25 protein-coding genes are annotated in these 26229 nt (G+C 31.7%); 20 read left to right on the top strand and 5 right to left on the bottom strand.

All coding sequences use genetic code 11. The features are described from left to right. Positions 1-70: 70 nt before the first annotated feature. Positions 71-2473: a cell wall-binding repeat-containing protein gene (locus tag AC0N0V_RS12050; RefSeq protein WP_474458112.1), complete on the bottom strand. Its 2403-nt coding sequence runs from the start codon at positions 2471-2473 to the stop codon at positions 71-73. A 380-nt stretch (positions 2474-2853) separates the two neighbouring features. Between AC0N0V_RS12050 and AC0N0V_RS12045 the strand changes: the two genes are divergently transcribed. The 7 genes from AC0N0V_RS12045 to AC0N0V_RS12015 all read left to right on the top strand — a co-directional run bounded on the left by AC0N0V_RS12045 (position 2854) and on the right by AC0N0V_RS12015 (position 8450). Next, a complete protein-coding gene (locus AC0N0V_RS12045) occupies positions 2854-3144 on the top strand; it encodes a YciI family protein (protein WP_474458110.1) in 291 nt (96 codons plus the stop codon). A 68-nt stretch (positions 3145-3212) separates the two neighbouring features. Then, positions 3213-3590, top strand: coding sequence for an HRDC domain-containing protein (locus AC0N0V_RS12040; protein WP_474458108.1), 378 nt, complete (start codon positions 3213-3215; stop codon positions 3588-3590). A 392-nt stretch (positions 3591-3982) separates the two neighbouring features. After that, entirely contained in the window at positions 3983-4729 is a 747-nt protein-coding gene (locus tag AC0N0V_RS12035) for a nitroreductase family protein (RefSeq protein ID WP_474458106.1), read from the top strand. A 167-nt stretch (positions 4730-4896) separates the two neighbouring features. After that, positions 4897-5490, top strand: a complete 594-nt coding sequence (locus AC0N0V_RS12030) for a TetR/AcrR family transcriptional regulator (protein WP_474458105.1) — start codon at positions 4897-4899, stop codon at positions 5488-5490. Between the two features lie 163 nt (positions 5491-5653). After that, on the top strand, positions 5654-6301 hold the full coding sequence (locus AC0N0V_RS12025; protein WP_474458103.1) for a lactate utilization protein: 648 nt from the start codon (positions 5654-5656) through the stop codon (positions 6299-6301). 238 nt (positions 6302-6539) lie between these two features. Next, positions 6540-7367, top strand: coding sequence for a DUF3427 domain-containing protein (locus AC0N0V_RS12020; RefSeq protein WP_474458101.1), 828 nt, complete (start codon positions 6540-6542; stop codon positions 7365-7367). 207 nt (positions 7368-7574) lie between these two features. Next, a complete protein-coding gene (locus AC0N0V_RS12015) occupies positions 7575-8450 on the top strand; it encodes a DUF4351 domain-containing protein (RefSeq protein ID WP_474458099.1) in 876 nt (291 codons plus the stop codon). A 93-nt stretch (positions 8451-8543) separates the two neighbouring features. On the opposite strand, the gene AC0N0V_RS12010 is transcribed toward AC0N0V_RS12015, so the two are convergent. Then, the gene (locus tag AC0N0V_RS12010) at positions 8544-8942 is read right to left on the bottom strand and encodes a (deoxy)nucleoside triphosphate pyrophosphohydrolase (RefSeq protein WP_474458097.1); all 399 of its coding nucleotides are present in this window, start codon (positions 8940-8942) and stop codon (positions 8544-8546) included. A 153-nt stretch (positions 8943-9095) separates the two neighbouring features. On the opposite strand from AC0N0V_RS12010, the gene AC0N0V_RS12005 reads away from it, so the two are divergent. After that, positions 9096-9320, top strand: coding sequence for a hypothetical protein (locus AC0N0V_RS12005; protein WP_474458095.1), 225 nt, complete (start codon positions 9096-9098; stop codon positions 9318-9320). Here the strand turns inward: AC0N0V_RS12005 and AC0N0V_RS12000 are convergent. Both AC0N0V_RS12000 and AC0N0V_RS11995 read right to left on the bottom strand, forming a co-directional pair. Continuing rightward, positions 9315-10346: a beta family protein gene (locus AC0N0V_RS12000; protein WP_474458093.1), complete on the bottom strand. Its 1032-nt coding sequence runs from the start codon at positions 10344-10346 to the stop codon at positions 9315-9317. The genes AC0N0V_RS12005 and AC0N0V_RS12000 overlap by 6 nt on opposite strands. A gap of 802 nt (positions 10347-11148) precedes the next feature. Then, positions 11149-12735, bottom strand: a complete 1587-nt coding sequence (locus AC0N0V_RS11995; protein WP_474458091.1) for a hypothetical protein — start codon at positions 12733-12735, stop codon at positions 11149-11151. Between the two features lie 376 nt (positions 12736-13111). Between AC0N0V_RS11995 and AC0N0V_RS11990 the strand changes: the two genes are divergently transcribed. The 9 genes from AC0N0V_RS11990 to AC0N0V_RS11950 all read left to right on the top strand — a co-directional run bounded on the left by AC0N0V_RS11990 (position 13112) and on the right by AC0N0V_RS11950 (position 19939). Continuing rightward, positions 13112-13552, top strand: coding sequence for a thermonuclease family protein (locus tag AC0N0V_RS11990; RefSeq protein ID WP_474458090.1), 441 nt, complete (start codon positions 13112-13114; stop codon positions 13550-13552). Between the two features lie 120 nt (positions 13553-13672). Further along, positions 13673-14164, top strand: a complete 492-nt coding sequence (locus AC0N0V_RS11985; RefSeq protein WP_474458089.1) for a hypothetical protein — start codon at positions 13673-13675, stop codon at positions 14162-14164. Positions 14165-14267: 103 nt separating this feature from the next. After that, positions 14268-14543, top strand: coding sequence for a hypothetical protein (locus AC0N0V_RS11980; RefSeq protein ID WP_474458087.1), 276 nt, complete (start codon positions 14268-14270; stop codon positions 14541-14543). A 277-nt stretch (positions 14544-14820) separates the two neighbouring features. Beyond that, the gene (locus AC0N0V_RS11975) at positions 14821-16008 is read left to right on the top strand and encodes an acetyltransferase domain-containing protein (protein WP_474458086.1); all 1188 of its coding nucleotides are present in this window, start codon (positions 14821-14823) and stop codon (positions 16006-16008) included. A gap of 1292 nt (positions 16009-17300) precedes the next feature. Then, positions 17301-17912: a CPBP family intramembrane glutamic endopeptidase gene (locus AC0N0V_RS11970; protein ID WP_474458085.1), complete on the top strand. Its 612-nt coding sequence runs from the start codon at positions 17301-17303 to the stop codon at positions 17910-17912. Positions 17913-18258: 346 nt separating this feature from the next. Continuing rightward, complete coding sequence (locus AC0N0V_RS11965) at positions 18259-18726, top strand: low molecular weight protein-tyrosine-phosphatase (RefSeq protein WP_474458083.1); 468 nt, start codon at positions 18259-18261, stop codon at positions 18724-18726. Positions 18727-18769: 43 nt separating this feature from the next. Beyond that, positions 18770-19318: a ribonuclease domain-containing protein gene (locus AC0N0V_RS11960; protein WP_474458081.1), complete on the top strand. Its 549-nt coding sequence runs from the start codon at positions 18770-18772 to the stop codon at positions 19316-19318. 12 nt (positions 19319-19330) lie between these two features. Beyond that, positions 19331-19603 (top strand): barstar family protein, encoded by a 273-nt coding sequence (locus AC0N0V_RS11955; protein ID WP_474458080.1) that lies wholly within the window; start codon positions 19331-19333, stop codon positions 19601-19603. Between the two features lie 210 nt (positions 19604-19813). Then, positions 19814-19939, top strand: a complete 126-nt coding sequence (locus AC0N0V_RS11950; RefSeq protein ID WP_474458079.1) for a hypothetical protein — start codon at positions 19814-19816, stop codon at positions 19937-19939. 47 nt (positions 19940-19986) lie between these two features. On the opposite strand, the gene AC0N0V_RS11945 is transcribed toward AC0N0V_RS11950, so the two are convergent. Then, entirely contained in the window at positions 19987-20871 is an 885-nt protein-coding gene (locus AC0N0V_RS11945) for an FRG domain-containing protein (RefSeq protein WP_474458078.1), read from the bottom strand. A gap of 406 nt (positions 20872-21277) precedes the next feature. Here AC0N0V_RS11945 and AC0N0V_RS11940 point away from each other — a divergent pair, with 406 nt between their 5' ends. From AC0N0V_RS11940 to AC0N0V_RS11930, 3 genes are all read left to right on the top strand, one after another. Next, the gene (locus AC0N0V_RS11940) at positions 21278-21637 is read left to right on the top strand and encodes a hypothetical protein (RefSeq protein WP_474458076.1); all 360 of its coding nucleotides are present in this window, start codon (positions 21278-21280) and stop codon (positions 21635-21637) included. Positions 21638-21818: 181 nt separating this feature from the next. Continuing rightward, positions 21819-23978 carry a DEAD/DEAH box helicase gene (locus AC0N0V_RS11935; RefSeq protein WP_474458075.1) on the top strand — a complete coding sequence of 720 codons (2160 nt, stop codon included), beginning with the start codon at positions 21819-21821 and terminating at the stop codon, positions 23976-23978. A 285-nt stretch (positions 23979-24263) separates the two neighbouring features. Next, a complete protein-coding gene (locus AC0N0V_RS11930; protein ID WP_474458074.1) occupies positions 24264-26162 on the top strand; it encodes a 3'-5' exonuclease in 1899 nt (632 codons plus the stop codon). Positions 26163-26229 lie beyond the last annotated feature (67 nt).

Genomic DNA, 26229 nt, shown 5'->3' with positions numbered 1-26229 from the left:
TTAGTAATAATTTAAATATTTAGAGAACGTATATAGATTTGAATTTACACAAATCTATATACGTTCTCTTTTAACCTGACCAACCTGGTGTAGACCATCCGTCTATTTTGTAAACACCAGATTCGATAATACTTCCATCTAATGCGGAAACTTTTATATAGTAAGTACCAGCAGCTAACTTTATTGAAAGTCCAGCGGTTCCATCTGAGTCAGTTTGTGTACTATAAATAACTTTTCCGCTCTTGTCTACTATTGAAATTACCGCATTACTCAGGATATCGGAGGAATTAAATAGTAAATGAAAATTTGATTCGTCACTAAGGTCTATTTTATAAAAATCAGAATCTTTGCTTTGCAGTGATCCATAGACTGCAGGGGAGGTATCCTCAGGAGAATTCCATCCTCCACCAAATGGAAAAGCTATTGCGGATTCTATAGAATTATTTGGTTCCTTTTCAAATACATCTGGTATTGCAAAACGTCCAGCTACTCTTCCATCAATCTGTGCAATTTTTCCAATGAAAGGTGATACCGTGGTTGAATATACAATATAATCACCAAGGGCAGATATTTTGTAACAGCCTTCATCCGCAAATTTTACTCTGTCAGTACCATCAGTACGGACTCTATAAAGTTTTTGATTATCAGAATCGTTGCTGTAATAAATCCAACCATTATAAACAGTTAAATAGCTTGTTGAATCCTCTGAAAGCTTTGTATTTTCAGTGCCATCTGTTCTAATTTTGTAGAGTTTTTTTCCATCATTATAGTTAGAATAATAAATCCAGCCATCTATTATATTCATTGATGAGACTTTATCATTAATTACCTTAACCTTGTTATTTGTAGTTAGGTCCATTTTATAAACAGAGTCACCATCCTTATTATTTTGATAGTAAAGATAATTATCATCTACAAGCATGTTATAAGCGAACTCATTACCTAAAACCATCTTATTACTTCCGTCAGTCTTCATCTTATAGAATTCATTTTTTCTATTACTAGCATAAATCCACTGGTCTACCACAAGGAATGGAGAGGCCCCCTCAGTTGTAAGCTTGGTATATTCACTTCCGTCTAATTTGCACTTAAAAAGATTGTTATCATCAGCTCCATTTGTAACATAAATCCAATCATTTACTATGCTAATATAGCCAATAAGACCATTAACAACCTTTTTTGGTTCATCACTACTTGAGCCAATTTTAGACAACCCTGTACTACTTTCTAGACCTGTATAGTAAACATTATCTTTGTAATTAACTAAAAATGTACTCATTGTAGGGTTTCCACGTACATTTCCATTTTCTAAAGTTACTTTTACTGTTAATTTTACTTTGTTATTATAACCAGCTAATGTTCCTTCAAAATTATAAGTGCCTGTTTTAGAAGTATCTATAACATTAGAATTCCACGTTACAGGAACAAGTCTTGTGGTTCCATCTTCGTAAGCTGCAAGCACTCTGGTAGGAAAGCTGTAGTTATGGGATATAAAGACATAGTCTGATATATCGTCAACACGGGTTATAGCTGAATATTTTACAGAACTTTGCAAGGAGCTCTCTGTATCCTTATTTATAGCACCGGTACCACCAAGAAGATTTATTCTTTCACTGTTCTGCTCTTTTAAGAAGTCGGAGGTATCTTGAGGTAATGTGCTATCAGTAAGAATTATAGGAGAATTTAAGTTAGAAGCAAGTACACTACCTGAAAGTGCGTCAGGGAAGTTACTGCCAGATGCTACATATATAGAATTAAAGTTCAGAGCATTTTCAAATTCCTTTACTATATTTAAATTTGTTTTATATCTATTAATACCAGAGAGACGCTTTGGGTTTGTTAATGACATTTTTATATTATCACTAATTGAAGCTAATCCGCCTACCACATATGAAACAGGTGTATCTTTGCTATTGATATAAGTGCTTACCGTATTAGGTAGAGTATCTTTAGTAGAAAGTAAAATAGGCATACCCATATTAGCTGCGATTGGTGCAATACTTAAGGCATCGGGAAAGTTTTCACCAGAAGCAACTACTATTCCATTTTCTGTACCAAGGGTTTCTGCAACCTTCACAGAAGTCTCGTATCTATTATTCCCGGCTAGTCTTGTCCATGTAATACCAAGATTGTTTAATTGAGTTTCTACTTCAGTAGAAATAACTCCTGTCCCGCCTACAATATAAGCATTTTTCACTTTAAGTTTAGTTAGCTTATCTATAGCTGAGTTGTTCAAACCATCTTTTCCAGTAAGAAGTATAGGTGCATTATTTGCTTTAGCTAGAGGAGCTGCACATAGTGCATCTGGGAAAGCTTCACCACTAGCAATTATTACAGTTGAGGCTTCAGTCCAAGCATTATCAATTATTGATAAATTTGTTTCATATCGGTTTAAACCGTCAATTCTATGAATTGTAGGGGAAGCTGCATATGCCTTGTTTGAAATTAGAATGGAGACAGCAAGGGACGACAAGATACTTAACCGAGAAATATTGAACTTTCTACTTTTTTTCATATATACTCCTATCCTTTCATAGTTGATTTCATGTCCTATTGTAACACCTATAATTTGATATTAGCTACAAGTAATTATTATATTAGAAGGATGGTTTTACTATGGATGTATTAGACAAAAGGGCTTAACGTACTGCAAAGTTGTCCTAAATGTGGTAAAATAATAGGGGTTATTGGAATATATAGGTATAAAATGTAAAATTATATGGTTTTGGCTGAAGATTGTATGTTCTTTTAGGACTAGATTTAGGACTTATATATTTAGGAATAAAGGACTTGTCATTAAGTTCTACGGATACTATTTCACATGCGAAAATAATTTTTAAAAGGAGAATATCGATGTTTATTTTAGTATTAAAGTACATAAAGCCACTTGAGGAAGTTGATAAAGAATTAAAACCACACATAAATTATTTAGAAAAATATTATTCATTAAAAAAATTTATCTGTTCAGGCAGAAGAAATCCGAGGCTAGGTGGAGTAATTCTTTGCAATGCAAAGAATATGGAAGAGGTTGAAATAATAATTAAAGAAGACCCATTTTATATTAACAAAATTGCAGAATACGAAATTATCGAGTTTTCACCTACAAAATATGCTGATGGGTTTGAACGCTTCATAAGTGAATAATCTTCATTAAGTGGGAACATAGGGAGGAGCTTTTATGGGACTTTTTAAAGGAAGACCAGGTTTTTACTGTGGCTAATTATTTAAAAGAAAATCATAAACCTATTACTTTTGATTATAATGCAAAGCACAAGTTGGACGAAAAAGAAATAGTTGTAAGTTATGATGAGGATAAAATAGAACAAGATAAGAAGCAAGAAACTGATGAAATAGCTAAGAATAATGAGCTATTAATAAAAAGTAAAGAAATTGAATTCGAAGATATGGATACTTTAAGAGAACAGTTGAAAAAATTCAGATTAGAAACTTCTAAAAAAGAAAATATTAGAGCATATTTTGTTTTTAATAATGAAGAAATGGAAGCATTGATAGAAAAAAGACCTCAGGGCAGGGACGAGCTATTGAAAATAAGGGGGTTTGGAGAAAAGAAAGTAGATAAGTATGGGTAAGATATTTTGGAGATCTTAAAATGAAATTGCGTTAGATTACGAAGATTATTATTATTATATAAGTAAGTAGGGTGTTGAACACCCTACTAAAGTATCAGATTCTTGGCGAATTTCAAAAGGACAACTTACAGTATTTTGACAAAACTTGAGGGGAAACAGGTACCTTAGTGGGAGCGAATGGAGCACTTTCTACAGATGAATGTTATGGTGATAATTGGTCGGCTTTTATCTATGATAATGGGGTTAAATACTATTCAAACATAAGATTAATATAACTCGGGACTTAGAATAGTAATTTGAAAGGAGAATTTTAAAAAGTAGATTGTTTTTCATTTTAAAGCATTGTATGATTATTTCAGGCATCGATGTACTAAAAAATAGGAGAATAATCAATGGTGATAGATAAAGAATACTATAAAATGATTTTTAAAAGAAAATCATTCAGGAAATTTAACGACACACTTAAGCTCTCTAATGATGATTTAGCTGATATTGATGAAAAAATTAAGGATTTAATATCACTTGTAGACAATATAGATGTTAAATACCGTATTGTGCGGAGAGAAGAAACTACTTGTAAACGAGGGGAGTATTGCTTACTTATTTACAGTGAAGAAAAAGAGAAATTTTTATTAAATATTGGATATATGTTTGAACAATTGGATTTATATTTGACTTCTAAAGATATTGGAGTATGCTGGTATGGAATGGGTAAAACACAGAAGTCAGAATATGAAAACTTGAAATTTGTTATTATGATGGCTTTGGGTAAAGGGCAGCCTAGCGAATTTAGAAGAGATTATACAAAATCTAAGAGAAAAGAAACGCAAGAAACTTGGAATGGTGTCTCAGGTTTAGAAAAAATAGCTGAAGTTGTAAAATATGCTCCAAGTGCATGCAATACACAGCCGTGGAGAGTTGTTTGTGAAAAGAATAAATTAAAAATATATAGGACAAAAAATATTAAATCTATTATGCCTAAAGACAAAGTACCATTTTATAACTCAATTGATATAGGGATTTTTTTGTATTTTTTAGAATTAACTCTGTTGCATAACTGTATTTCTTTTCAGAGATTTCTTTGCGAGGAAAAGGATAAAGCTGAGTTAATACCTATTGCTATATACAAGTTACTTTAATTCTATAACCAGCTACGCTTAGGCTTGTAGGTAAGGGTCAACGAGAAAAAAATTTTAGACAGATAAATCTAATAAAAAAATATTGACAGTAAAAATTATTTTCAATATAATTAGAATGAACATTCGGTCTGGAAATTTTATATAAGATTCTAATACGGAGGAAGATTATGTTTGAGAATTATAATAAGGTAGAAGCAGCTGTATTGGAGACTACACTTAGGTTATTAAGTGAAAAAGAGCTGCAGGCTACATCTATGTCTCTAATTTCTAAAGAGTCTGGAATATCAACTGGAAGTATATATCATTATTTTGTTAGCAAAGAAGCTATTATAAACGAACTTTATAGGGGAATTGTTAGATTTCATTCTGATCAAGTGTTAAGAGGCTTTTCTTCAAAAGTACCAATTAAAGATAGCTTTCAGACAATTTGGAAGAACTTTGTACAATTTGGAATAAAATATTCAAAAGCTTTTCAGTTTATCGAGCAGTATTCATTTTCACCATATATTAGTGAAGATGTAAAGAAAGATACAAGCGAATTATCTTGGTGTCTAGAGGTTGGAAAGCTTTATAATGAAGCTATGGAACAAAGATTATTTTTTCGATTTAATCCTAAATTGATGGTCCAAATGCACTACGGATCCATGGTTTACTTACTGAAATCATATTTTCAAGGAAACGTAGAGCTTACAGACAAGATTATTCAAGCAGCTATTAATGCATGCTGGAATTCTGCACTTAAACAAAATAATAATTTATAAACATAAAAACAAACCTATATAGGAGATTTAGAAAAATTAAATTGTTAAAACGAAAACGTCTAATCTCCCTTGTATTTTAATTTAATAAATTCATTAGAATGAACGTTCAGTTTAAGTGGTATTATAATTTATTTTATGTATGAAAAGTATAGGAGGAATAATAATGAACACAAATGAAACAAAAAACTGGCATAAGGAAATGGTTGGTAAAAAAGTAGTAGAGGCTTTAGTAAAAAATGATTTTGATGCTTTATATGTATCAACTATGGGGGAAGCTTCTGATTATATCATGAAGCATATAACTTCAGAATCTAAAGTAGGCTTTCCAGGATCAATGACAATATATAATATGGGAATTCAAGATAAAGCCAAGGCTATTGGAGCAGAAGTATTAGATCACGGTACTCCAGATTTAACCATAGAGGAAAGAGTTGCTATAGCGAGAAAAGAAATGTTAAGTGATTTATATCTTTGCAGCAGCAATGCAATTACCCTAGATGGAATACTTGTAAATGTAGATTCTTGGGGAAATAGAATTGCAGCTATGAATTTTGGTCCTAAGAAGGTAATAATTGTAGTCAGTGTTGATAAAGTATGTAAAGATGAAGCTGCAGCTTTTGAAAGATTAAAAACTACAGCAGCACCTATGAATAATGTGAGAATTGGAACTCAAAATGCATGTACAAAAGCAGGTTCCTGCGTAAACTGTCAAGTAAAAAATAGAATTTGTAGGACTTATTCAGTAATGAGAAAAAAACCAGGTATTACTGATATTACTGTAATTGTTGTAGGAGAAAATGGTGGATTTTAATTTAGTATAAGCTTTAGAAAATTTTTAAATCATTTATTAGAAGTTCTCATTGGTGGCACAAAGTTAATATGATGTATTAAATATATAATTTATAGAATGAACGTTCAGTTTGTGAAAATGTTGAAGTAATAGCTCTTGGATTATTAGTGATTTCAAGAGCTATTACTTTAATATTTTTAGACAAATCCTATTCTCCTTTGAGTGCAAGAAGTACTTGATTTAAAAACTTTAAGATTTATTGAAAATACTGAAGGAGCTTTCAGGGAAACTACCAATAAAAAGAATATATGAATTTAGCATATTAAAATATTTACTAGTTAATGATGAAATAAGTATAGAAAAAGCCAAAAATGAAATGTTAAAATACATTGATTATGTAGACGATGAAAGTGTTATCCATACTTTAAATTGTTTAAATGGAAGCTATTATGATTCAGGACAAATTAAAAACAATGTACGATGCTTTGAATTGAAGGATAGAGTTTTAAGCACAACATGGGATTTTAAAAAGATAACACAAAATAAAAAATACAGAATATATGTTGAAGATGTTATAAAGTATGCTCTTATAAGATATGAAAAGGAATTTGGAGGCAAGTATTATGGAATTCCATTCTTTAAACTATATGAGCAATATCAAATGATAGATGCAGCGCTCTTATCAAACTATACAAAAACACATAGCTCCTTTAGAGGCAGCGGATTAATGGCTAATGGAAATGATTATTTCTTATTTGTGGATTTGCATAAAGAAGATAATATAAAAGAAAGCATAAACTACAAAGATAAGTTTTTAGATAGACAATATTTTCAGTGGCAAAGTCCTAATAGTACATCTCAAAGCTCTGAAAGAGGAAAAAATATCATATTTAATAAAGAGAGAGGAATTAATCTGCATATTTTTGTAAGAAAGTACAAACAAATAGACGGAGTTGTAGAATCTTATATCTATATAGGAAAGGGCGATGTAGTAGAATATTCTGGAGAAAAGCCTATAACAGTAAAGATGAAGTTACAAAATGTAATGCCTATAAGTTTATATACAGAGTTTATAAAAAAGGTATAGCGGTTTTGCTATACCTTTTCTGATACTAACTGTTCAACTGCAGGGATATCTGCAGGAGCTCATTTCAAAGAAAGTATATCAGCCTAAAATGTTCATTATCCGTAGGAGTGTCTGATATTAATTTACACTTTACAATAATTATTTTATTGAACTATTTAATTGTATCAATTAAAATGAAGATACACTATAGATTAGTAAGGTGAACCAATGAAGCCTGTACATTATGAAGATTTAATAATGAAAAGAGCTATGGATCTTTTTGCTGATGAAGGACTAAAATTCTTTGGTATAAATAAAAAGGTTAAAGAACTTGGGCCTACTGAATTAGTAGTTTTAGAAACTAAAAATATGTTTATGGATTATACATTTTTAATGGAAGATGATAACTTTATACATTTTGAATTTCAGACTACTGATCGTGGTAATATAGATCTTAGAAGATTCAGAGCTTATGAATCATTGTTAAGTCATCAAACAGGAAAAGATGTAATTACTTATGTAGTTTACTCAGGTAATATTAAAAATCCAAACAACACTTTAGTAACGGGAATAAATGAATATAGGGTAAATACAATATCTATGTCTGAAAAGGATGGAGATAAGGTATATAGCGACATTTTAGAAAAGATAAAATATGGAATGGATGTTACAAAGGAAGATATAATATCGTTAACTTTTACTCCAATAATGGGTGGTAGAATAAGTACAGTAGACAAAATAATTAATGCTATAAGAATAGTAAAAGATTTAAATAAGGAGTACATATATGATGTACAATCAATACTATATGCTTTTGCAAGTAAATTCTTAAGTGGGAGAGATTTAGAAAAAGTAAAGGAGGAAATAAGAATGACTGAACTTGGTAAAAGCTTAATACAAGAGGGTATAGAAAAAGGCAGAGAAAAAGGTAGAGATGAAGGAAAAGCGGAAATTTTGATAATGCAGCTGATAAAAAGATTTAAGAAGATACCTAATGAATATAAAGAAAAAATAAAATTACTTCCAGTAGAAACATTAGATATAATTGCAGTTGATATTTTTGATATAAATTCAATTGAGGAATTAAGACAGTATTTTGATTAATATAAAAGAGGTTATTAGTGAAGTTAAAATTATTGATGGAAAAGAGCGTATAAAGAAAAGATTGTATATTGAAGAAGGTATAGCGGTTTTCTGCTATACCTTTTCTGATATCAGTTGTTTAACAGCAGGGACATCAGCAGGAGCCCATTTTAAAGAAAGCAAGTTCTCTCTCTTTAACCATATAAGCTTAGAATGTTCATTAGCAGTAGGAGTACCAGATATTAATCTACATTTAACAGTAATTAAATTTACTATAAAAGTATCATATTCATGAGTGTTGTCATTGAAAACACTAGAAAATTCAATATTACAGCCTAGCTCTTCTTGTATTTCTCTTTCTATAGCTTCTTTTAGATTCTCATCTTTTTCTACTTTACCACCAGGGAATTCCCACATGTTTGGAAGGGACATGATTGGAGAACGAAGAGCACATAGTATTTCATTATCTTTGTTTTCTATAACAGCTCCAACAACTTTTATTAATTTTTTCATATGTAACACCTCTCTTCTAGACAAGTTTACCATATTTGGACAGCATAATGCAATTTTCCGAGGTTATTGTAAAGGGAAACTCTATAGTAGTTAAATAGATTATAATATAACAACATTAATTGATCGAAATTTTAAATTAAGAGGTGATTCAAAGTGAAATGGCAAGAAGTCAGAGAACTTTATCCAGAACAATTTGTAAAGTTTGAAATCGTAGAATCACATATACAAGATGGCAAAGAATTTATTGATGAAGTTGCAATTGTTAAGGCAATTGTTGATGGAAAAGAAGCTATGAAAGAATTCATTAATTGTAAGCCAGGCCAACTAGTGTACAGCACAAAGCACGAAGAACTAATCGTACAATTAAAAACATTATAAGTTCTCATCCATTGTAAATAAATAGTGCTGTATAGCATATCTCTTCCAATCCCAAGTATTAGTACTTAAACTTGAAATTATTCCTGTGCATCCGGGACAATTAGTGTGGTGTTTATTACTATATTGACTCCAATAATTAGAATTAATTACACTGGGTTTAATATAGTTAATAAATTCATTATAGTTAGGAAGGCATCCCCTAAAACCGATGTAACTATTTGTATGCCAAGAATAGTATAAAAATCCTGCGCTAGGTATATTGCTTCTACCACCTGAAATTGTTGGATCTTTTCTGATACCTGCGTAGTCACCAAATGCATCAAATCCCAGCTTATAGTAATCTTTCAATATAGAGTTATCTGCCTTGGTTACAATGCTACCATGATTCATTTTGTTATATATAATATCTGGATTAATTGCCGATCTAATAATAATGGAAGTAAATCCAATATAGGATTTTAATTTATTTATTAAATGAATTATGGGTTTTGGTTTCATATCACTTTGTGAAGTTTTTTGTAAATCTAGAATTAAAAAGTCACCAGGTCTAATAATTTTTTCTATTTCCAAAAGCATAGTTTGAAAAGACTTTGTATTAAATATACGGAATCCAATTGTGTTAAAACTCTTTCTAAGTTCTAAACAATCATTTACGAAAGTGCCAGTGGTGTAAGACATTTTGGGATCATAAGAAAGAATAGGAATAATGTTCTTGTTGAATTCTAACAGCCTATAATAATCAATTTTCAACGAAGGATTCTGTTTAAACTTGCTTAAAAAAAGTTTGACATTATCTCGTGTTCCTTTATTTAAATTCATGTAGATAGGTATGTCTATTAGTATTGGATAATTAAAGTTAGAAAGGTCATTTAAATAGGTATCACGAAAGCTTCCTGTTCTTTTCTGTGCAGCTCTCTCATTCACCAGTTCTAGCAAAGGAAGTATTTTCCTTGATATTTTTACACTTATTAGAGCTTTTCTTTCTTCTCTTATGTATCGTAGTACGGGTACATATTTAACTTTCATATATCTTCCCAATAATATTGCTATATTATGATTAATATGTTGATACAATATGTATATATGCAAGATATATGCTAAATTTAGCACTTAAAAATATTTTAATTGTATTTAAGCGAATACTATAATGAGAAAATTTAGTGAAGAAAGTCAATCTTTTGAAATACTATTATAGTAGCAAAAAGAAAGTAGCATTAGAGTTTTATTCTAAGCCACTTTGTTGAAAATATTTTATTTTTAAAATTTTACCATTATTTTAAATTGTATCGATTTAAAGAAGCTCAAAATTAATTGTATTTTAAAGTTGTGTTCACAAATTGTTAACGTCCCCCGAGGATACTAATGAGCATTGCGAATTTGCTAAGGGCATGAACACATTTTACAGATATCACACATAGGATATAGACTATTCATATTATTCGTTCCTTTCACAGGCTATATATCATAATATGATTAGTGTTTAAGCAATGTGCTTTTACTCAAAGAAATAAGAGGATAAATTGGTATTCCATATTAATCAGCAAAAAGACTAAATGATAATAATATTAAAGAATACCTTTGTAGCTAAGTTTATAGGAATATTATAGACAATCATAGAATATGTAGGAAAAATGAGAAGTAGTTTCGATAAAAGCTACTTCTCATTTTTTATAAAAAGCTAAACTAAAAAATAATCCATAAAATAGTATTAGTAAGCTTGATATGAGCATCTCGTTATAGGTCGAGTAGAATTGTGGAATTACTTCCCCAAAACCTCCACAGAACTGTACGGGCAGATTTCCCGCATATGGCTCTTTATATTATCCTCTTATTGTTTTTTCTTTTTTGTAAATAAGATTGCGTGACTCCAAATAGTATCAAATATAGCTGGGGCAACATTTGTTTTTGGATTTGCATAAACCCTAAAGCCTACATAAGCGTCCTTATTGTTATCAACGCCATATGCTGATCCAGCGGAGTTACCGGTACTATAAGGTATTATAACTTCGTTACCTTCGTTAGCTTTTCTTGCCATTTTTACAGCATAATAGTATTTTGAGTTCATATAACCTTTAGGGAAATACTCGGTGGCAGGGTACCTTAACTCATTTGTAATATTGGCTCCCACAACACCGTTCCAGAGTTCTTCGCCGTAAAAACTAATGTTGAAGAATGTTGCGAATCCAGTTTGTGCGTGGTCAACGCCATATATTATTACAAAATCCTCATCAGTTTCTAATTGGAAATTATCTGTCCTTATATAGAGGCCATCTCTGTTATCATAATACACATTAACATCCTGTAATATTCCCTCATAACCATCAAGTATCCAGAGTTTTGAATCCAAATCTATAGGTTTATATTCTTCATTTCCATATTTCTTAATAATCTCATTTCGCAGGTAGTTTAGTTCATTCCTTGCATAAGGAACAACTTGAAATTCAGTAGTGCCAGTTTCATGCATTTTAAGGGTTGGTATCGGCCACGGATTTAGATAAGGATAAGGCATTTTTGGAGTAATACGCAATACCTTCACATAGTTTTCTAGGTTATTGATATAATCCCAGCCAACATCATGATCTTGCCAAATTGCAGCCCTCATAATAAACGAGAAAGTATCTTTTCCTTTTTCAAGCCCCATGTTAACCATTCCCATAGGGATGTTGTCATCGTTCATAATACCTGGGCTAAATCCTGAAGCAACTAGAGCATCACGCATATGTCTATTAATGCCTCTGTCTGCAGTTGTAATGATGATGGTGGAACTGCTAAACGGACTTCCAGGGGACCCATAAGGTGTATTATCAGTCCAGATACGACGATTATTGATTTGATCACCTAAGCTGGCAGTGATAGCGTGGTAAAAACCAGTATAGTCATTGCCTACCGTAATAGCATCACTGTAATCTTTTAACGGTTTGTTTTCTACAAATCCAAGGTAACTTCTGTAACTAAAGTTATAAGCAGGCGGAGGGGTCTTTCCGATTAATACAATAGCTTCGTCAGCACGCAGCTTATAGTCCATTCCAGGTGCTGCGTATTCTATATTAGCTGGATAATTATTAGGAACCTGAGGATTATATCCTTTTGGAGGTTTCTGACCGGGAGATGGATTTTGATTTGGCGCCGGTGGAAGGAAATAAGTTGCATAAGGAGCACCTGCATTGTTCGCAAAGGCATTGTCAATTTTACCCTCACTAACTAGCTTCAGTATGTCTAAATACTCCAGTTTTCCTTCCTGAACAATAAAACCTCTTTCTTCTAATGTAGAGATAAAATCTGTTATCTTTCTATCCTTATTATTTATATAATTAGTGAATTGTCTCGATAAGTACGAGTTATACATTGGTTTATAAACACAGTTAGGGCATGAGTACATTTTACAGGTATCACACATAGGATATAAATTGTTCATATTATTCATTCCTTTCACAGAATATATAACATAATATTCTTAGTGTTTAAGCAATATGTTTTAATTCACAGAAATAACAGGATAAATTTGTTTTGCTACCTGCCTACTACTACCCTAAGTGTGTATATATTACTTGAAGGGTTAACAATTAGTATAAATAACCTAGCTAACTCTATTAGAATTTCTTAAAATTAGAAAAGTCACATGAGGATTGAACCTTATGTGACTTTTTTATTCTTTTTTGTTAAATTTAATAATTTATATACTTCCTATAAAAATCCCTTCAGCGTAGATATAAGCTGAAGGGACTTTTTTCATCTTGTTAACAAAAAGAGTTCCTTCTTAATAATGATAACATTTTATGGAGGGGATTTTTATGAGAGTTGAAAAAGCTGTTGTATATGCTCATATTGATGGTGATACAGTAGTAGTTAAATTGGACAATGGTAAGAAAGAGAGAGTTAGACTTATAGGGGTGAACTGTCCGGAAAGTACAGTGAAGCAAGAGCCTTATGGAAAGGAGGCTTCTGATTATACTAAGGACAAGTTACTCGGTAAGGTAGTTTACTTAGAGAAAGATATAAGCGACAGAGATATTTACGGAAGATTACTACGGTATCTTTGGGTTGAAATACCTAAGGAGATTAGCGAAGATGAGGTAAGGTGTAAGATGTTCAATGCTATTTTATTGGTTGAGGGCTATGCGAGACAAGCTACTTTTTATCCCGATGTGAAGTATAAGGGTTGTTTTAGAAAGTTTGAAAAGGGTGGTAAGTATATGAATTCAGAGTTGTTAACATTGAAGATTATAAGATAGCAAGTAAAAAACGATAAGAAATGCTATAACCAGTAAGAAAAGATGTTATAATATTAATGATTTGCGTCGGAGTGGTAAAGAATTGCGTAAGAAACGATTTTAGAAAGGAAGAGATATTGCTTGAGGATTAAAAATAATGTGGTTCTAAATTTCTATTTAAATAGTGAAAAACAAGCAGAGTTCCTAAAATGCTTTTCATCTGATAACGAGCAAATATTATTTCCCTTTAATGAAAGTTGGCTTCTCTCTGACGAAGAGAATCTATGTATTAGTAATGAAGAAAAAGAGTTTGTTATAAACAGAACTATTGCAATAAGCAGGGAGCATATCATTTATTGGATTCCAGATGATGGTGAGAATATATATTGGTATTCACCAAAAGACACTAATGAATTAGTAAATTTAATTAAAAATAATTACTATGATTACGTTTGTATTATTTTAGAAAAGGGTAAGGATATAAAGGATTATACATACCTCTTATCAATCGAGGAAAACTATCCGATTGCAGAAAATGATACTTGTCGTGCTTTATTAATTAATGAGAGAGTTAAGGATAGTTTCCAAATTAAAGTTGTTCCCAGGATAAATGAGAAATTTAAATTAGATTAATAACGAATAGTTTATGACGTAATCTTCTTAAATTGTTTGTTTATTAAGGCAAAATATATAAGCAATCGTAGAATATTGCGAATTTAATGAAGGGATTGATATTATGAAATCAATAATTTATAAAAACCGAATAATAACTTCTATATTACTTTATTTATTTACTCTACTTTTAAGTGCATATTTATATACCCAAAAGGCTATCTATATGATTTGGTTCTTTTTAATTATTAGTTCTATTTTTAATAAAAAATTGATTGGTAATAGAACTGATTTGAGCAATAAGGAAAAAATGCTTTTAACGGTTAGTGGTGTGGTAATGACTGGTGTTTTCTTGTTTTTTACTTATAATATAACAATTAACAAATTTATTAATAAATAGTTCGTAATGTTCTTAAAGTACGAATAAGGTGAACCATTAATAGTACCCTTAAAAATTTCACAAAATCAACAATGGTTTTAAACAGAGTCATTTTATAAAACAAATGTAGTCATATTGCTATTTTAAGGTGAATATACATTTCAGAAGAATTTTAAAACTATTGTAAGCAAGACATTTTTGAAGATGACTATTTTCAAGCTTATCAATATTACTTTGCATTTCATGGAGGGTATACTGATGCTAAACAATTTATATTAAAACTTGGAGGTGTTAATGAATGAAAAGTGAGACAAATACTAATAACTCACGGCTTTTATCCGTGGACTGCTTACGTGGAATTATAATGGTGGTTATGGCGCTGGATCATGTACGTGAATTTTGGCATGATACCCCGTTATCTATTACCGATCCTGCCCACACAAGCTTTGCACTATTTATGACTCGTTGGATTACAGGCTTTTGCGCGCCAACTTTTGTTTTTCTTGCAGGAGTAGGAGCATATTTATCAGTTCTCCGTGGAAAAACAAAGAAACAACTATGTAAATATCTTCTTACCCGTGGTTTTGTTCTAATTTTGCTAGAAGTATTCTATTTGTCGAAAATATTATCTATACCTGCAATGCTTAACTTACAAGCTATGAAAGTACCGCTTCCACCAAATATGATTCTATTAGAAGTAATATGGGCATTGGGTTGTTCTATGATTGTCCTTGCAGTGTTGATTTGGCTACCAGATTATTTAATATTCACCTTTGGTGTTGTAATGGTTGTTGGTCACAACACACTAGATGCCATTAAAATCAACAGTCCGATAAGTCTTAAATATTTATGGACAATTCTTCATGCCCCAACTTTACTTCCTTTTTCAAATACAACAGTTGTTTTAGTCGTCTATCCATTGATACCTTGGATTGGCGTGATGGCGCTTGGGTATGTTTGCGGAAAATTATTTTCAAGAGAACAGGCCGAACGTAGTCGTATGCTCATCCGTATTGGTGCTATATTAACTGTCCTTTTCATTGTTCTAAGAGCAAGCAACATATATGGTGATCCACAGCCTTGGACCGTTCAGAAAAGTGGACTCTTCACAGCATTGTCATTTATTAATTGTCAGAAATATCCACCATCACTACTGTACTTACTTATGACATTAGGACCAATTATAATACTCCTTGGACTTCTGGAAAGAAAGACACCACGCATATTAAAACCTGTTATCACTTTTGGTAAGGTACCTCTTTTCTACTTCCTTGTTCATCTGCCTTATATTTGTCTTCTATTAATTTTAAGTGGACTAGCTAGATTCGGTTTATCAGCAACTAACCTATTTGTAACTGCTAAAGTTACCCAATTATCTATAATTTATCTACTTTGGATTTTCGTAGTGATTTCATTGTGGCCTTTGTGTCGCTTGTATGGACGTCTTAAGAAAGAAAAGACTTGGCCATGGCTTAAGTATATTTAATTTACTAGAGGAAACAGTTGTTACTAGAACAATTTATGACATACATCATATATAACAATAAGAAGTGTTCTAAAGTATAATGAAGCTACTTTAGAACAAAAAAATAACTATATTTTAGCGCTAAAACTAATTAGCGCTTTTTTTTATTTCTTGAAATACTAGAATTAAGAATAAAAGAGGTATAGAGATAGGAGATATAAATCAGCTGGAGTAAACTCGTGCTATAATGGATTAAGTATAAAAGATGCTGTTCTATAGGAGATATTTATAAGAGCATGAAATCAAATTGCAAAGATCAGGAATAGCAGCAGACTACAACTTGTAAAGAAGTACTTGAAAAATACAGAGTAACTGAATTAATTAGGCTGACAAAGAGCGAGGGGATATTAAGCAAGATGACATACGGGCTAATGCTTAAAGCTTTAAGTTATATTAAGATGATTCCGATAGTGAGGCAGAGATTATATTCCTAGCTGGACTTAAAGTAAATATAAAGTTAAATTATTGATACTGGGATACCCATAAGATTATCGGAGATTGCTTTTCTTACGAGTGTTTTTATTTTTGCTTTATTTTATAATAATGAACTTTAAAATATTAAAGGATTTTTAGTTAATTTGTAGAATAATGAAATCAATAGAAACAATTTATGAGACATTATGTCTATAATAGGACATGCTGTTATCATCCTCATAAGGCTAATAATGGGTAGTTGATATAATAAACATAAGCATATATATCACTATAATTAATAAACTAGTAGCCTGTGCCACTTCTGATATAGGCTTTGTTTTTATTGAAGTTTATGTCTGTTTAATGTACTAAGTTAAAACGGAATTGTAATTTAAAACGACGTAATTCTTAGATTTAAATGCCTAATTTACGTTGTCTTTCCATTATATAGTACAGATACATGCCTTATTTTAAGACTAATTATGCACATTATACAACATAACTACTGAACCAAAATGCATGAATAATGGTGTTTGAAAATTTCCACATTTTCTATATATTTTCATAATTATATAGAAAATATGGTACAATTTTAATATTAATTAATGAATAACATTACTTGTTATTATTACTATAAATAAAATAATTTCCTAATGCAGAATATGGAGAGTAGTATGGAAAATAATCATGAAATTTTCAAATATCCAAAATCTGAGTCTATAGAATTAAGTCTTATATATTTTATCCTATAGTGGATTATAGTATATTTAACCGCTGCTATAAGTTATGGTATGTGTAGTATCATAGCTCCAACAACTTTAAAAAGTTATGTCCCCACAATGATTGGTAGCATTTTAGCTATTATTGTAACTTTAATAATTTTTCTCAGAGTTGTTCCACCATATTTAGGAGTAAATGAAAGCAACTATAAGGAGTTCCTAAAGGAAATTGGTGTCGTTGGTAATAAGAAAGCTTATGTATTGACTTTAATATTGATTATTATACAAATAATCAATATTATTATTGTACCACCGAGGGGAATCAATGTAGCTTTATGGATTAACAATATACGACCTTCCATAGTAGAAGAATTGATATTTAGGGGATTTATGATAGCGATTCTTTCTAAAAGCCATTCTAAAAATTTTGCTATATTTTTCTCATCATTTCTTTTTATGATAATACATGCACCTTTAGGATTTCAAGGAATGTTACAAGCAAGTGGTGGGTTTATTTTTGCATGTATAGCTGCAAATACAGGAAGTATATTGCCAAGTGCGATTATTCATTTTATATTAAATACATTTCATTATCCAGCGACCGATGTTTCAATAAAATCTATGTGGGCTATTAATTTTCTCTACATAAGTTATGGAATAATTTGTATAATAAGTTATGGAATAGACTTAGTTAAATATATAGCACTAAAATATAAAAAAGAAAAAATATGATAGCAGATATAATAATGGTAAAATAAGCAACCATACAAGCTAATAAGCTATAGTATAAATTAGATGAAAATATTCTTGATAACGAAAATGCTATGATTTATACTAGTGTGGGCTGTAATCTATATGACAAAGAAACAGGCAATGTAATAAGCAATTATAAAGTTAAAAAAATAGAATTTTTACATTTCACTGGTGGGTACGGAGAGTCGTAATCTTCTTATTTCACGAATCAAAAGTTATAAACAAAATAATGAATTATAAACTACATAGATTATATAGCCTATGTATAAAATAAGTTAAATGAATCGGTGTGTAGAAATATATACTATATAAGGAGTAGTAAAATATGATAAAAATAATGTTTGTATGTCATGGTAATATTTGTCGCAGCCCAATGGCTGAGTTTGTATTCCGTCATATATTAAAAGAAAAAAATCTTTTGGACAAGTTTTACATAGCGTCCTCTGCTACAAGTAGAGAAGAAATAGGAAATTCTGTACACCCAGGTACAAAAAGAAAGTTGCGTGAAGTAGGAATTTTTTGTGAGGGAAAGACTGCAGTTCAACTTACCAAAAAAGACTACGAAACATATGATTATATAATTTGTATGGAAAGCTACAACATCAAAAATGTTTTACGGATTGTTGGAGATGATAAAGAGGGTAAGATTCATAGATTGCTTGATTTTTGCACACATTCTCGAGACATTGCTGACCCTTGGTATACAGGAAATTTTGATGAAACCTATGACGACATTGTAGAGGGGTGCGCAGCATTGCTGGATTATATTTTGAAAAAACAAATGAATAAATAAAGCTGAAGTTTTAATTATACATAAATAAGTAAGGAGAAAGTATATGCATAAAAATAATAAATGGAATAATTGGTTAATAAAAATGTTCACCGTTTTATTTATATTTATATTAACAGGATGTCAAGCAGCTAAAACACCAGCTCCAGCAGAGACACCTAATACAAATATATCTACTACAAAAGATGGAACATCTGTAAAACAAATTCCAAAGGACCAGTCAACTAATAAAGAGGTTACTAGTAAAGTTCAAGTAACGAAAGGGCAAAATTATTCAACTAAGGACGAAGTGGCAGCATACATTCATGAATTCAAAACCTTGCCACCTAACTATATTAAAAAGGCAGAAGCCCAAAAGTTAGGTTGGGATAACTCAAAGGGAAACCTTTGGCAAGTAACCAAACAAAAGTCTATTGGTGGAGATAGTTTTGGTAATATGGAAGGATTATTACCAAAGGCAAGTGGACGTAAGTATTATGAATGTGATATAAATTATAAAGGCGGCTATCGTGGGGAAGAGAGAATAATTTATTCTAGTGATGGTCTCATTTTTTATACTAATGACCATTATAAAACCTTTAAGAAGCTATATTAAGGAGGTAAGTACGTGAAAGAAATTAGATTAAACGGAGATGAAATGCTAGATAAAGCTTCAACTCATGCCTATTTAAAACAAAAGTTAGCTTTACCTGATTACTATGGTGAAAATTTAGACGCTTTGTGGGATTGTCTCTCAACAGACTCATCCTTTAAAAAAATTATCATATATAATTCATCAGCTATAACAAAAAATCTAGGCACTTATGGAGAGTCCATTATAAACCTTCTTCAAGAATCTGCTAAAGAGAATGAATATATTGATGTGGATATTGAAAGTTAAAGGACAAAATTAGAAAAGAAAAGGGCTGTCGCACTAATTTTTTAGTGTAATAGCCCCTTTTAATTTAATTATGACAGCGGAAATCATCTTCATCCAAATGATACTGGAGGTGAGGCTATAGTAAAAGCTGTTAACCTAGAATTTTTTAAATAAATTCTTCGCATAACATTTACTAGGATATTCCATAGATTAATAGGAGGACAAAAAATAATGTTTGGCGATACCACAGACTCTGATGAGATTAACCAATGGTTAGTGAATACTAAGAAAGGTGAACGGTCAGAAATGTTTAGTAAGATTCTTCCAGTATTAAATGAAGCTGTTCCTAAGTATTAAAACTTAGGGACAGCTTTTAAAGTAGTAAACAAAAAATATATCCTAAATTAAGATGAAGGTATCTGTCCTTCCTGCATCAGCTCGAGATTAATCTCATCTGCAATATTGCAGAGATCTGGAAACAAGGCAAATCTTGTTATTCCATAGCGTGTTAATTGTTTCTTGATGAAATTAATGCTTTCTGAAGCAATGCAAATCTTTACCAAATAATTAGAAGCGTCAGAGAATAGGTTCAGAGCTGTAACATCTGCGACACGTGGAAATACTGTAAAGGTTCCTCTCTGGGCTACTATCCTAGGGTTGTTCATAGGGCCAATTACGGCAGCTGGTTTTGTAGCTTCAAGTATTTGCGCATTAGGGCCAAAGTACAAGTCCACCACTGGTTCATCCACATTTGGTATATACCCCGGATTTACGAAGCTGTGAAATGAAAAAGCTTTATTTAATATTACTGGGTTCAGTACCCATACTGCCGCATCATTTCCTACATCGGCAGGTGCTTGAGTAACGGCAAAAAACAAGCCTACAAATGCATCACGGGACCAGTCCATCAGCCTAGTTGGTACGCCATAGTGTTGCATTTGGAACAGCCAGTGCCAGTAAGCTGCAGAACCGTTGGGAATAGGGAATGATGGGAGACACTGGACATCAGGTATTGCGAGAGATTTAAATTTTGATAGAAATAATATTTCGTCATTAGGGTTTAAGGGTGACCTTGCGATTTTCGGTGTTAGATTGAATTGTGACTGTGGTTGGCCACGATACCACAATTCGCAGTTTCTATTAATTGGGCAAATGTTTTTGAATGTTGTATCTATTATATCCAAGTAATCTTGTACAGAGTTAGCGCGGCCTATACATTGAACAACAGGGGTACTCGCATTTGTTTCTGCGGAACATTTCTTGGATTTAATTTCCATAGAGTTTTTCATGGTATTCACTTTTGTATCACCTCTAGTATTAGAATATGTATTACGCTTGCAGGATGCGACTGATTTACAGTTTGTTAAATAGTAAAACAAGTGTATTAGTTAAGCTGAAAGCTTCTGAAGAATTACAAGCTAAGAGCATAAATCACAAGACGGGAACTTTTGATTCCCGCCTGATATATAAGTGTTTTATTTTTTGGGCAGGGTAAGTGTTCAGGTTGAGCCCTTTTGGTTTGAAATTTATAAGTTGGACGAAAATATGCCAAGTGTAGAGCAAAAAAAGAATAAATTCAAAAGCCCCTTCAGCGTAAATAAAACCAGAAGGGGCTTTTTAAAAATATCTTTGTAACAAATTTCATAGTCTATGCATACTCTGCTAGTAGCCAGCAAGTTAGTAGGAGAGTATTATATGGGAAAGTCTAAGTCTAAAACAAAGCGTCTTACTGTAACCTTAGATGACTATGTTATAGAAGCAGCACAAAAAAAGGCAGATATTATGTTTAAAGGAAACTTGGACTATTATATTAATTGGCTTATATGCAGCAATAATCGACAGGAAATTAGGAAAAAGATAAAGGAAATACAGAAGGTGGAGAAAAAGAAAAAGCCTGTAGCTATTCCAGATACGGAAAAGACAGCTATGTATAATAATACCTGTGACTTTTGTAATCAGCCAATTTATCAAGGAGACGAGATTTGTAAGGCTGAAGGATATGAAAACTATATTCATAAGAAATGCTGTAAAACTGAAGAAACATTAATAAATTAGAAAGCATGTGCAACATAATGAAACAAGTGTTTATATAGGGTCTGACTCCTTCATGGGGTACAAATTACCCCGCTTGCTAGGGAGTCTGAAAAGGCTTCCTTTCAACTTCACAAAAATAAGTAATATTATGTCGGCATATCTAATAAAAGTATAAAGTAATGATTGATTAGGGGGCCTATTAATGAACAGCTTTATACAGGGGGATAACTTTGATGGTCCAGGAGGAGAAGCAGAAAAGCTGGTATGGCAGAAAGTAAAAGATGCTTTTAGGAATAGAGAGTGTGTTGCTTACTCAAAGTATCCGCTATTTTCTAATGTAGGAGAAAGTAGAAAAGAACCTGATATATTAATAGTTGATAAACAATTTGGGATAATCATTATTGAGGTAAAAGGTATAGGAATAGAACAAATAGAGAAAATCGAAGGCAATAAGTGGACAGTAAAAGACTTCTATCAAAAAACATTAAATCCTATTGGGCAAGCACAAAATCAATTATTTGCTCTAATGAGTAGGCTTTATCATCAAGATATATATGGAAAGGTTAACACAAAGGTCTTAGCGGCGTTACCTTTTATATCAAAAGAACAATGGGAAAGTAAGAAATTTGGCCTAGCAGGTGAGACTCCTATAATATTTAGTGATAATCTGTCACCAGCTGCATTGAAGAAAACTATAGAAGAATCAGGAAATGTGTTTGCTGCAAATCCTTTAAGTGATAATCAATGGAAAGTACTTCTGTCTTGTATAGGTGGAGAAAATATTTTTGTGAAAGAGACAGAAGTAGACTTTGGTGATAATACAAAGGCTAGCATATGCAAAGCAGTAGATGAAGAAATGTATGACTTAGATATTCAGCAGGAAAAAATAGGCAAGGTAATACCTCCAGGACCACAGAGAATAAGAGGAATTGCAGGATCAGGAAAAACGTTATTACTATGCCAAAAGGCAGCTTATATGCATTTAAAGTATCCAGATTATAAAATTGCACTAGTTTTCTTCACAAGAAGTCTTTATGATAACATAACAAGCAATGTAGATAGATATATAAAAATGTTCAGTGTAGGAACTTCGAAATATGATCCAAGAGGAAATCTAAAAATACTACATGCATGGGGTGGTTATGATTTAACAGGACTATATAGAGAAATTGCTATGAATAATGGAGTTGCGCCTCTAAATGTAAAGGATGTTAAAAGGTTGAATGGAGGAAAATCACTAGGACCTAGTGAGGGATTATTATTTGCATGTAAAAAGCTATTGGAAGATAAAGGGCAAAATATCAATGAAATGTACGATGCTATACTAATAGATGAAGGCCAAGATTTAGTAGGTGAAGATTGGCTTAAGTATAACGGAACGCAACCATTTTATTATATGGCATATAAGGCTTTAAAACCAATCAATCCTAGTAAACCTAAACTTAAGAGACTAATATGGGCTTATGATGAATTGCAAAATTTAAGTTCTATGAAGGTCCCAAGTAATAAAGAAATTTTCGGTGATGATGAAGAGATAAGAGAGATATTAAATGGTCCTTTCTACGAAGGAGGTATAAAAAAATCTGAAGTAATGAAAGTTTGCTATAGAACACCACACTTAATACTAACATCAGCTCACGCAATCGGGATGGGCTTATTTAGACCAGAAGGTATGATCTGTGGCTATACAAGACAAGAGGATTGGGAAGATATAGGCTATAAGGTTGTTTTAGGAGATTTTAAGGCCAGTGGTAAAGTTGTAAGATTAGAAAGACCGGTAGAAAATTCACCTAATCCGATAAATAAGCATTTCAGTGGTGATTTAATTAAATTTGAAACTTTTAATACTGAATATGACTTGTATGATGAGTTAACTAAAAATATTAGAGAAGATATAGAGAAGCACGAGTTAAACCCTAGGAAGCAGATACTTATTGTGTATATTGGTAATAAAAGTACTCGAGGAAAAATAGGTAAAGCAGTAAATAAGGCAGATTTAAATTATTATGTGCCACAGGCGCCAAGCAATAATGTTACAGAATATGATTGGAGAGATAAAGAAGGGGATAAGTTCTGGAATGATGATGCAGTTACCATTGCTAATATATATGAGGCAAAGGGTAATGAAGCGAATATGGTTTATGTTTTAGGAATAGAAAATGTTGCAAAACATGAAGGAGATATGAATACCCGAAATGAGTTGTTTGTGGCTTTGACTAGGGCCAGGTGTTGGGTTAAAGTTATGGGAGTAGGTAGTTATGGATTTTATGGTGAGTTTAGGAAGGCTATAGAGGCTAAGGGGAATTTTGAGTTTGTGTATAAGAAACCTAGTCAGGTTGTCGATGATTTAGAGAATAAGTAGTTATTGTATAAATAACGAATGTATCCCCAATTCTATATTTACTCTTTTAGTAAAGGTATTAATATAATTATATGGAAGCCAATTTAAAAATGGTCCTTCATCAACTTTGGTGAAGGACCATTTTTAAATTTTATGTTACTAAATATTGTAGCCTATTACGTAAAATTGATAAATATACAAATTTTTCACATTATATGGTACAATATAGTGAATGGTTAGTTTTATAACCATAATTTGACGATTAATATTTGCGAAGATATTGTTAAATGTTTAAGAGGTGTTAACATGGCAGTAATGATTCCAGAAAGCATAAGCGCCTTAGAAAGCGCTACGGCAGGAGAAAAAAGGTTATTTAAAATATTAAAGTATAACTTACCAAATGATTATATAGTTTGGTACGATTTAAGGGTCAATGGGAGATATCCAGATTTTATAGTCCTTGGCCCAGATCTAGGAATCGTAGTTTTAGAAGTAAAGGACTGGGCATTAAGCTCTATAGAAAGTGCAAACCTTAATACATATACGTTAAGTACATTAGGTACAAAGTCTAATCCACTAAGACAAGCAAGGGAATACATGTTTAATATGATTGATGAACTAAAAAAGGACAAGGGATTGCTCCAAAATAAAGGCGACTACAGAAGTAATCTGCGCTTTACTTTTGGATGTGGAGTAGTGTTTAGTAAAATAAATAGAAAAACCTTTCTATCCAGTCCTTTTTCAAGAAGCATAGATGAACAATGTGTAATATTTGCAGATGATCTCAAGGAGCTTGAAGATAACTTTATTAAAGAAAAACTTCAGGCAATGTTAAAAAACATGATTCCAGTTAAATTCGAATTTGGAAGAATATCAAAGGATGTAATAAACAGGGTTAGAGGTAATTTGTTTACGGAAGTAAAGTTATCTACTGATAATGATGCTGTTTTAAAGGTAATGAACTTGAATCAGGAGAAGCATGCAAAGGGATTAGGGTATGGGCATAGAGTTATAAGAGGGGTAGCTGGAAGTGGAAAAACAGTTGTACTAATATGCAGAGCAAGATATTTAGCAGAAGCTCATAGAGATTGGAACATACTAGTGCTATGTTATAACAAAACCCTTGCAAACTTTTTAAGAAATTCTATAGTTGATGATAACTTGCAAAATGTTGAGGTTATACATTTTCATGGATGGATAAATAAGATATTCAGCTCACTAAAATTAAATAGTGGATTGTTTAGGGATAAAGATATTAGCCAGAATATAGGAAAAGTATCGGAGGATATGCTAAATATCATAGAAAAATATGACGCTATATTAATAGATGAGGGACAAGACCTTGAAAAAGAATGGCTTCAGTTTATAGTGAAAATGCTAAGAAATCCAGAACATAGCCACCTTATGCTGGCATCTGATGGTGCGCAAAATTTATATAACAGAAAGTATACCCTTAAATCAGTAGGAATAAAAGCGGCGGGTAGAACAACTATAATGCGTGAAAACTATAGAAATACAAAACAGATACTTAGCTTTGCTCATACTTTCTTATTGAGTAGTTTATCAAGAGAGGATATAAATGAAGAAGATAATAACTTTATAATTACACCGGATAACAGCTTAAGAGAAGGTGTACAACCTGATCTAATACATTGCAAGGATTTTGATGAAGAGATAAGTAAAATAGCAGCGGATGTTATGAAACTAAAACAATCGGGAGTAGACTATGGAGACATGTGTGTAGCCTATATTCACAGTAGTTATAAGGATATAAATTATTTAAGTATTCTAGAGGAAGTTTTTACAAGTAAGGGAATACCTTATTTTGTTATTAGTAAGAGTGGTAACAGTAAGTCGAAGTTTAAGTTAGATAACGGAACTGTGAATATATCCACAATTCATAGTATAAAGGGATTAGATTTTAAGTATGTGTTTATTTGTGGTATTAATGATAGATTAATAGATAGTATGGAGGAATCTAAGAAACTTCTTTATGTGGGAATGACAAGAGCAAGGGACGTGTTGAAGGTTACTTATAGTGTGAGTAATGCTATTGTGGAGGATTTAATAAAGGCTAAGATAAATATAAATTTAGCAACTAGTGAGGAGATAAAGGAGCTGGTGGCTGTAACGAGTGAGGAAAGCAGTGAGGAGAAAAGCAAGGGCGGATTGTTTTCTAGGTTAAGAGGATTGTTTGGTAGATAGATGCAGTGATGTATATAATGTCTATAATGTGAAGTTTGAGAAAATGAATTAGTAGAGTTTTTTGATA

Source organism: Clostridium sp. CS1-1, from assembly GCF_056135525.1.
Note: the sequence above shows the minus strand (reverse complement) of the source record. Positions and strands in the feature narration are given on the sequence as shown.

Excerpts from the sequence above, each read along its gene's own strand:
- AC0N0V_RS11950 (WP_474458079.1), top strand. The coding sequence starts at position 19,814 with ATGTTTGGCGATACCACAGACTCTGATGAGATTAACCAATGGTTAGTG.
- AC0N0V_RS11930 (WP_474458074.1), top strand. The coding sequence starts at position 24,264 with ATGGCAGTAATGATTCCAGAAAGCATAAGCGCCTTAGAAAGCGCTACG.
- AC0N0V_RS12045 (WP_474458110.1), top strand. The coding sequence starts at position 2,854 with ATGTTTATTTTAGTATTAAAGTACATAAAGCCACTTGAGGAAGTTGAT.
- AC0N0V_RS12030 (WP_474458105.1), top strand. The coding sequence starts at position 4,897 with ATGTTTGAGAATTATAATAAGGTAGAAGCAGCTGTATTGGAGACTACA.
- AC0N0V_RS11975 (WP_474458086.1), top strand. The coding sequence starts at position 14,821 with ATGAAAAGTGAGACAAATACTAATAACTCACGGCTTTTATCCGTGGAC.
- AC0N0V_RS12025 (WP_474458103.1), top strand. The coding sequence starts at position 5,654 with ATGAACACAAATGAAACAAAAAACTGGCATAAGGAAATGGTTGGTAAA.
- AC0N0V_RS11940 (WP_474458076.1), top strand. The coding sequence starts at position 21,278 with ATGGGAAAGTCTAAGTCTAAAACAAAGCGTCTTACTGTAACCTTAGAT.
- AC0N0V_RS12035 (WP_474458106.1), top strand. The coding sequence starts at position 3,983 with ATGGTGATAGATAAAGAATACTATAAAATGATTTTTAAAAGAAAATCA.
- AC0N0V_RS12015 (WP_474458099.1), top strand. The coding sequence starts at position 7,575 with ATGAAGCCTGTACATTATGAAGATTTAATAATGAAAAGAGCTATGGAT.
- AC0N0V_RS11935 (WP_474458075.1), top strand. The coding sequence starts at position 21,819 with ATGAACAGCTTTATACAGGGGGATAACTTTGATGGTCCAGGAGGAGAA.
- AC0N0V_RS11965 (WP_474458083.1), top strand. The coding sequence starts at position 18,259 with ATGATAAAAATAATGTTTGTATGTCATGGTAATATTTGTCGCAGCCCA.
- AC0N0V_RS11945 (WP_474458078.1), bottom strand. The coding sequence starts at position 20,871 with ATGAAAAACTCTATGGAAATTAAATCCAAGAAATGTTCCGCAGAAACA.
- AC0N0V_RS12000 (WP_474458093.1), bottom strand. The coding sequence starts at position 10,346 with ATGAAAGTTAAATATGTACCCGTACTACGATACATAAGAGAAGAAAGA.
- AC0N0V_RS11960 (WP_474458081.1), top strand. The coding sequence starts at position 18,770 with ATGCATAAAAATAATAAATGGAATAATTGGTTAATAAAAATGTTCACC.
- AC0N0V_RS11995 (WP_474458091.1), bottom strand. The coding sequence starts at position 12,735 with ATGAACAATTTATATCCTATGTGTGATACCTGTAAAATGTACTCATGC.
- AC0N0V_RS11970 (WP_474458085.1), top strand. The coding sequence starts at position 17,301 with ATGATTGGTAGCATTTTAGCTATTATTGTAACTTTAATAATTTTTCTC.
- AC0N0V_RS12010 (WP_474458097.1), bottom strand. The coding sequence starts at position 8,942 with ATGAAAAAATTAATAAAAGTTGTTGGAGCTGTTATAGAAAACAAAGAT.
- AC0N0V_RS11980 (WP_474458087.1), top strand. The coding sequence starts at position 14,268 with ATGAAATCAATAATTTATAAAAACCGAATAATAACTTCTATATTACTT.
- AC0N0V_RS11990 (WP_474458090.1), top strand. The coding sequence starts at position 13,112 with ATGAGAGTTGAAAAAGCTGTTGTATATGCTCATATTGATGGTGATACA.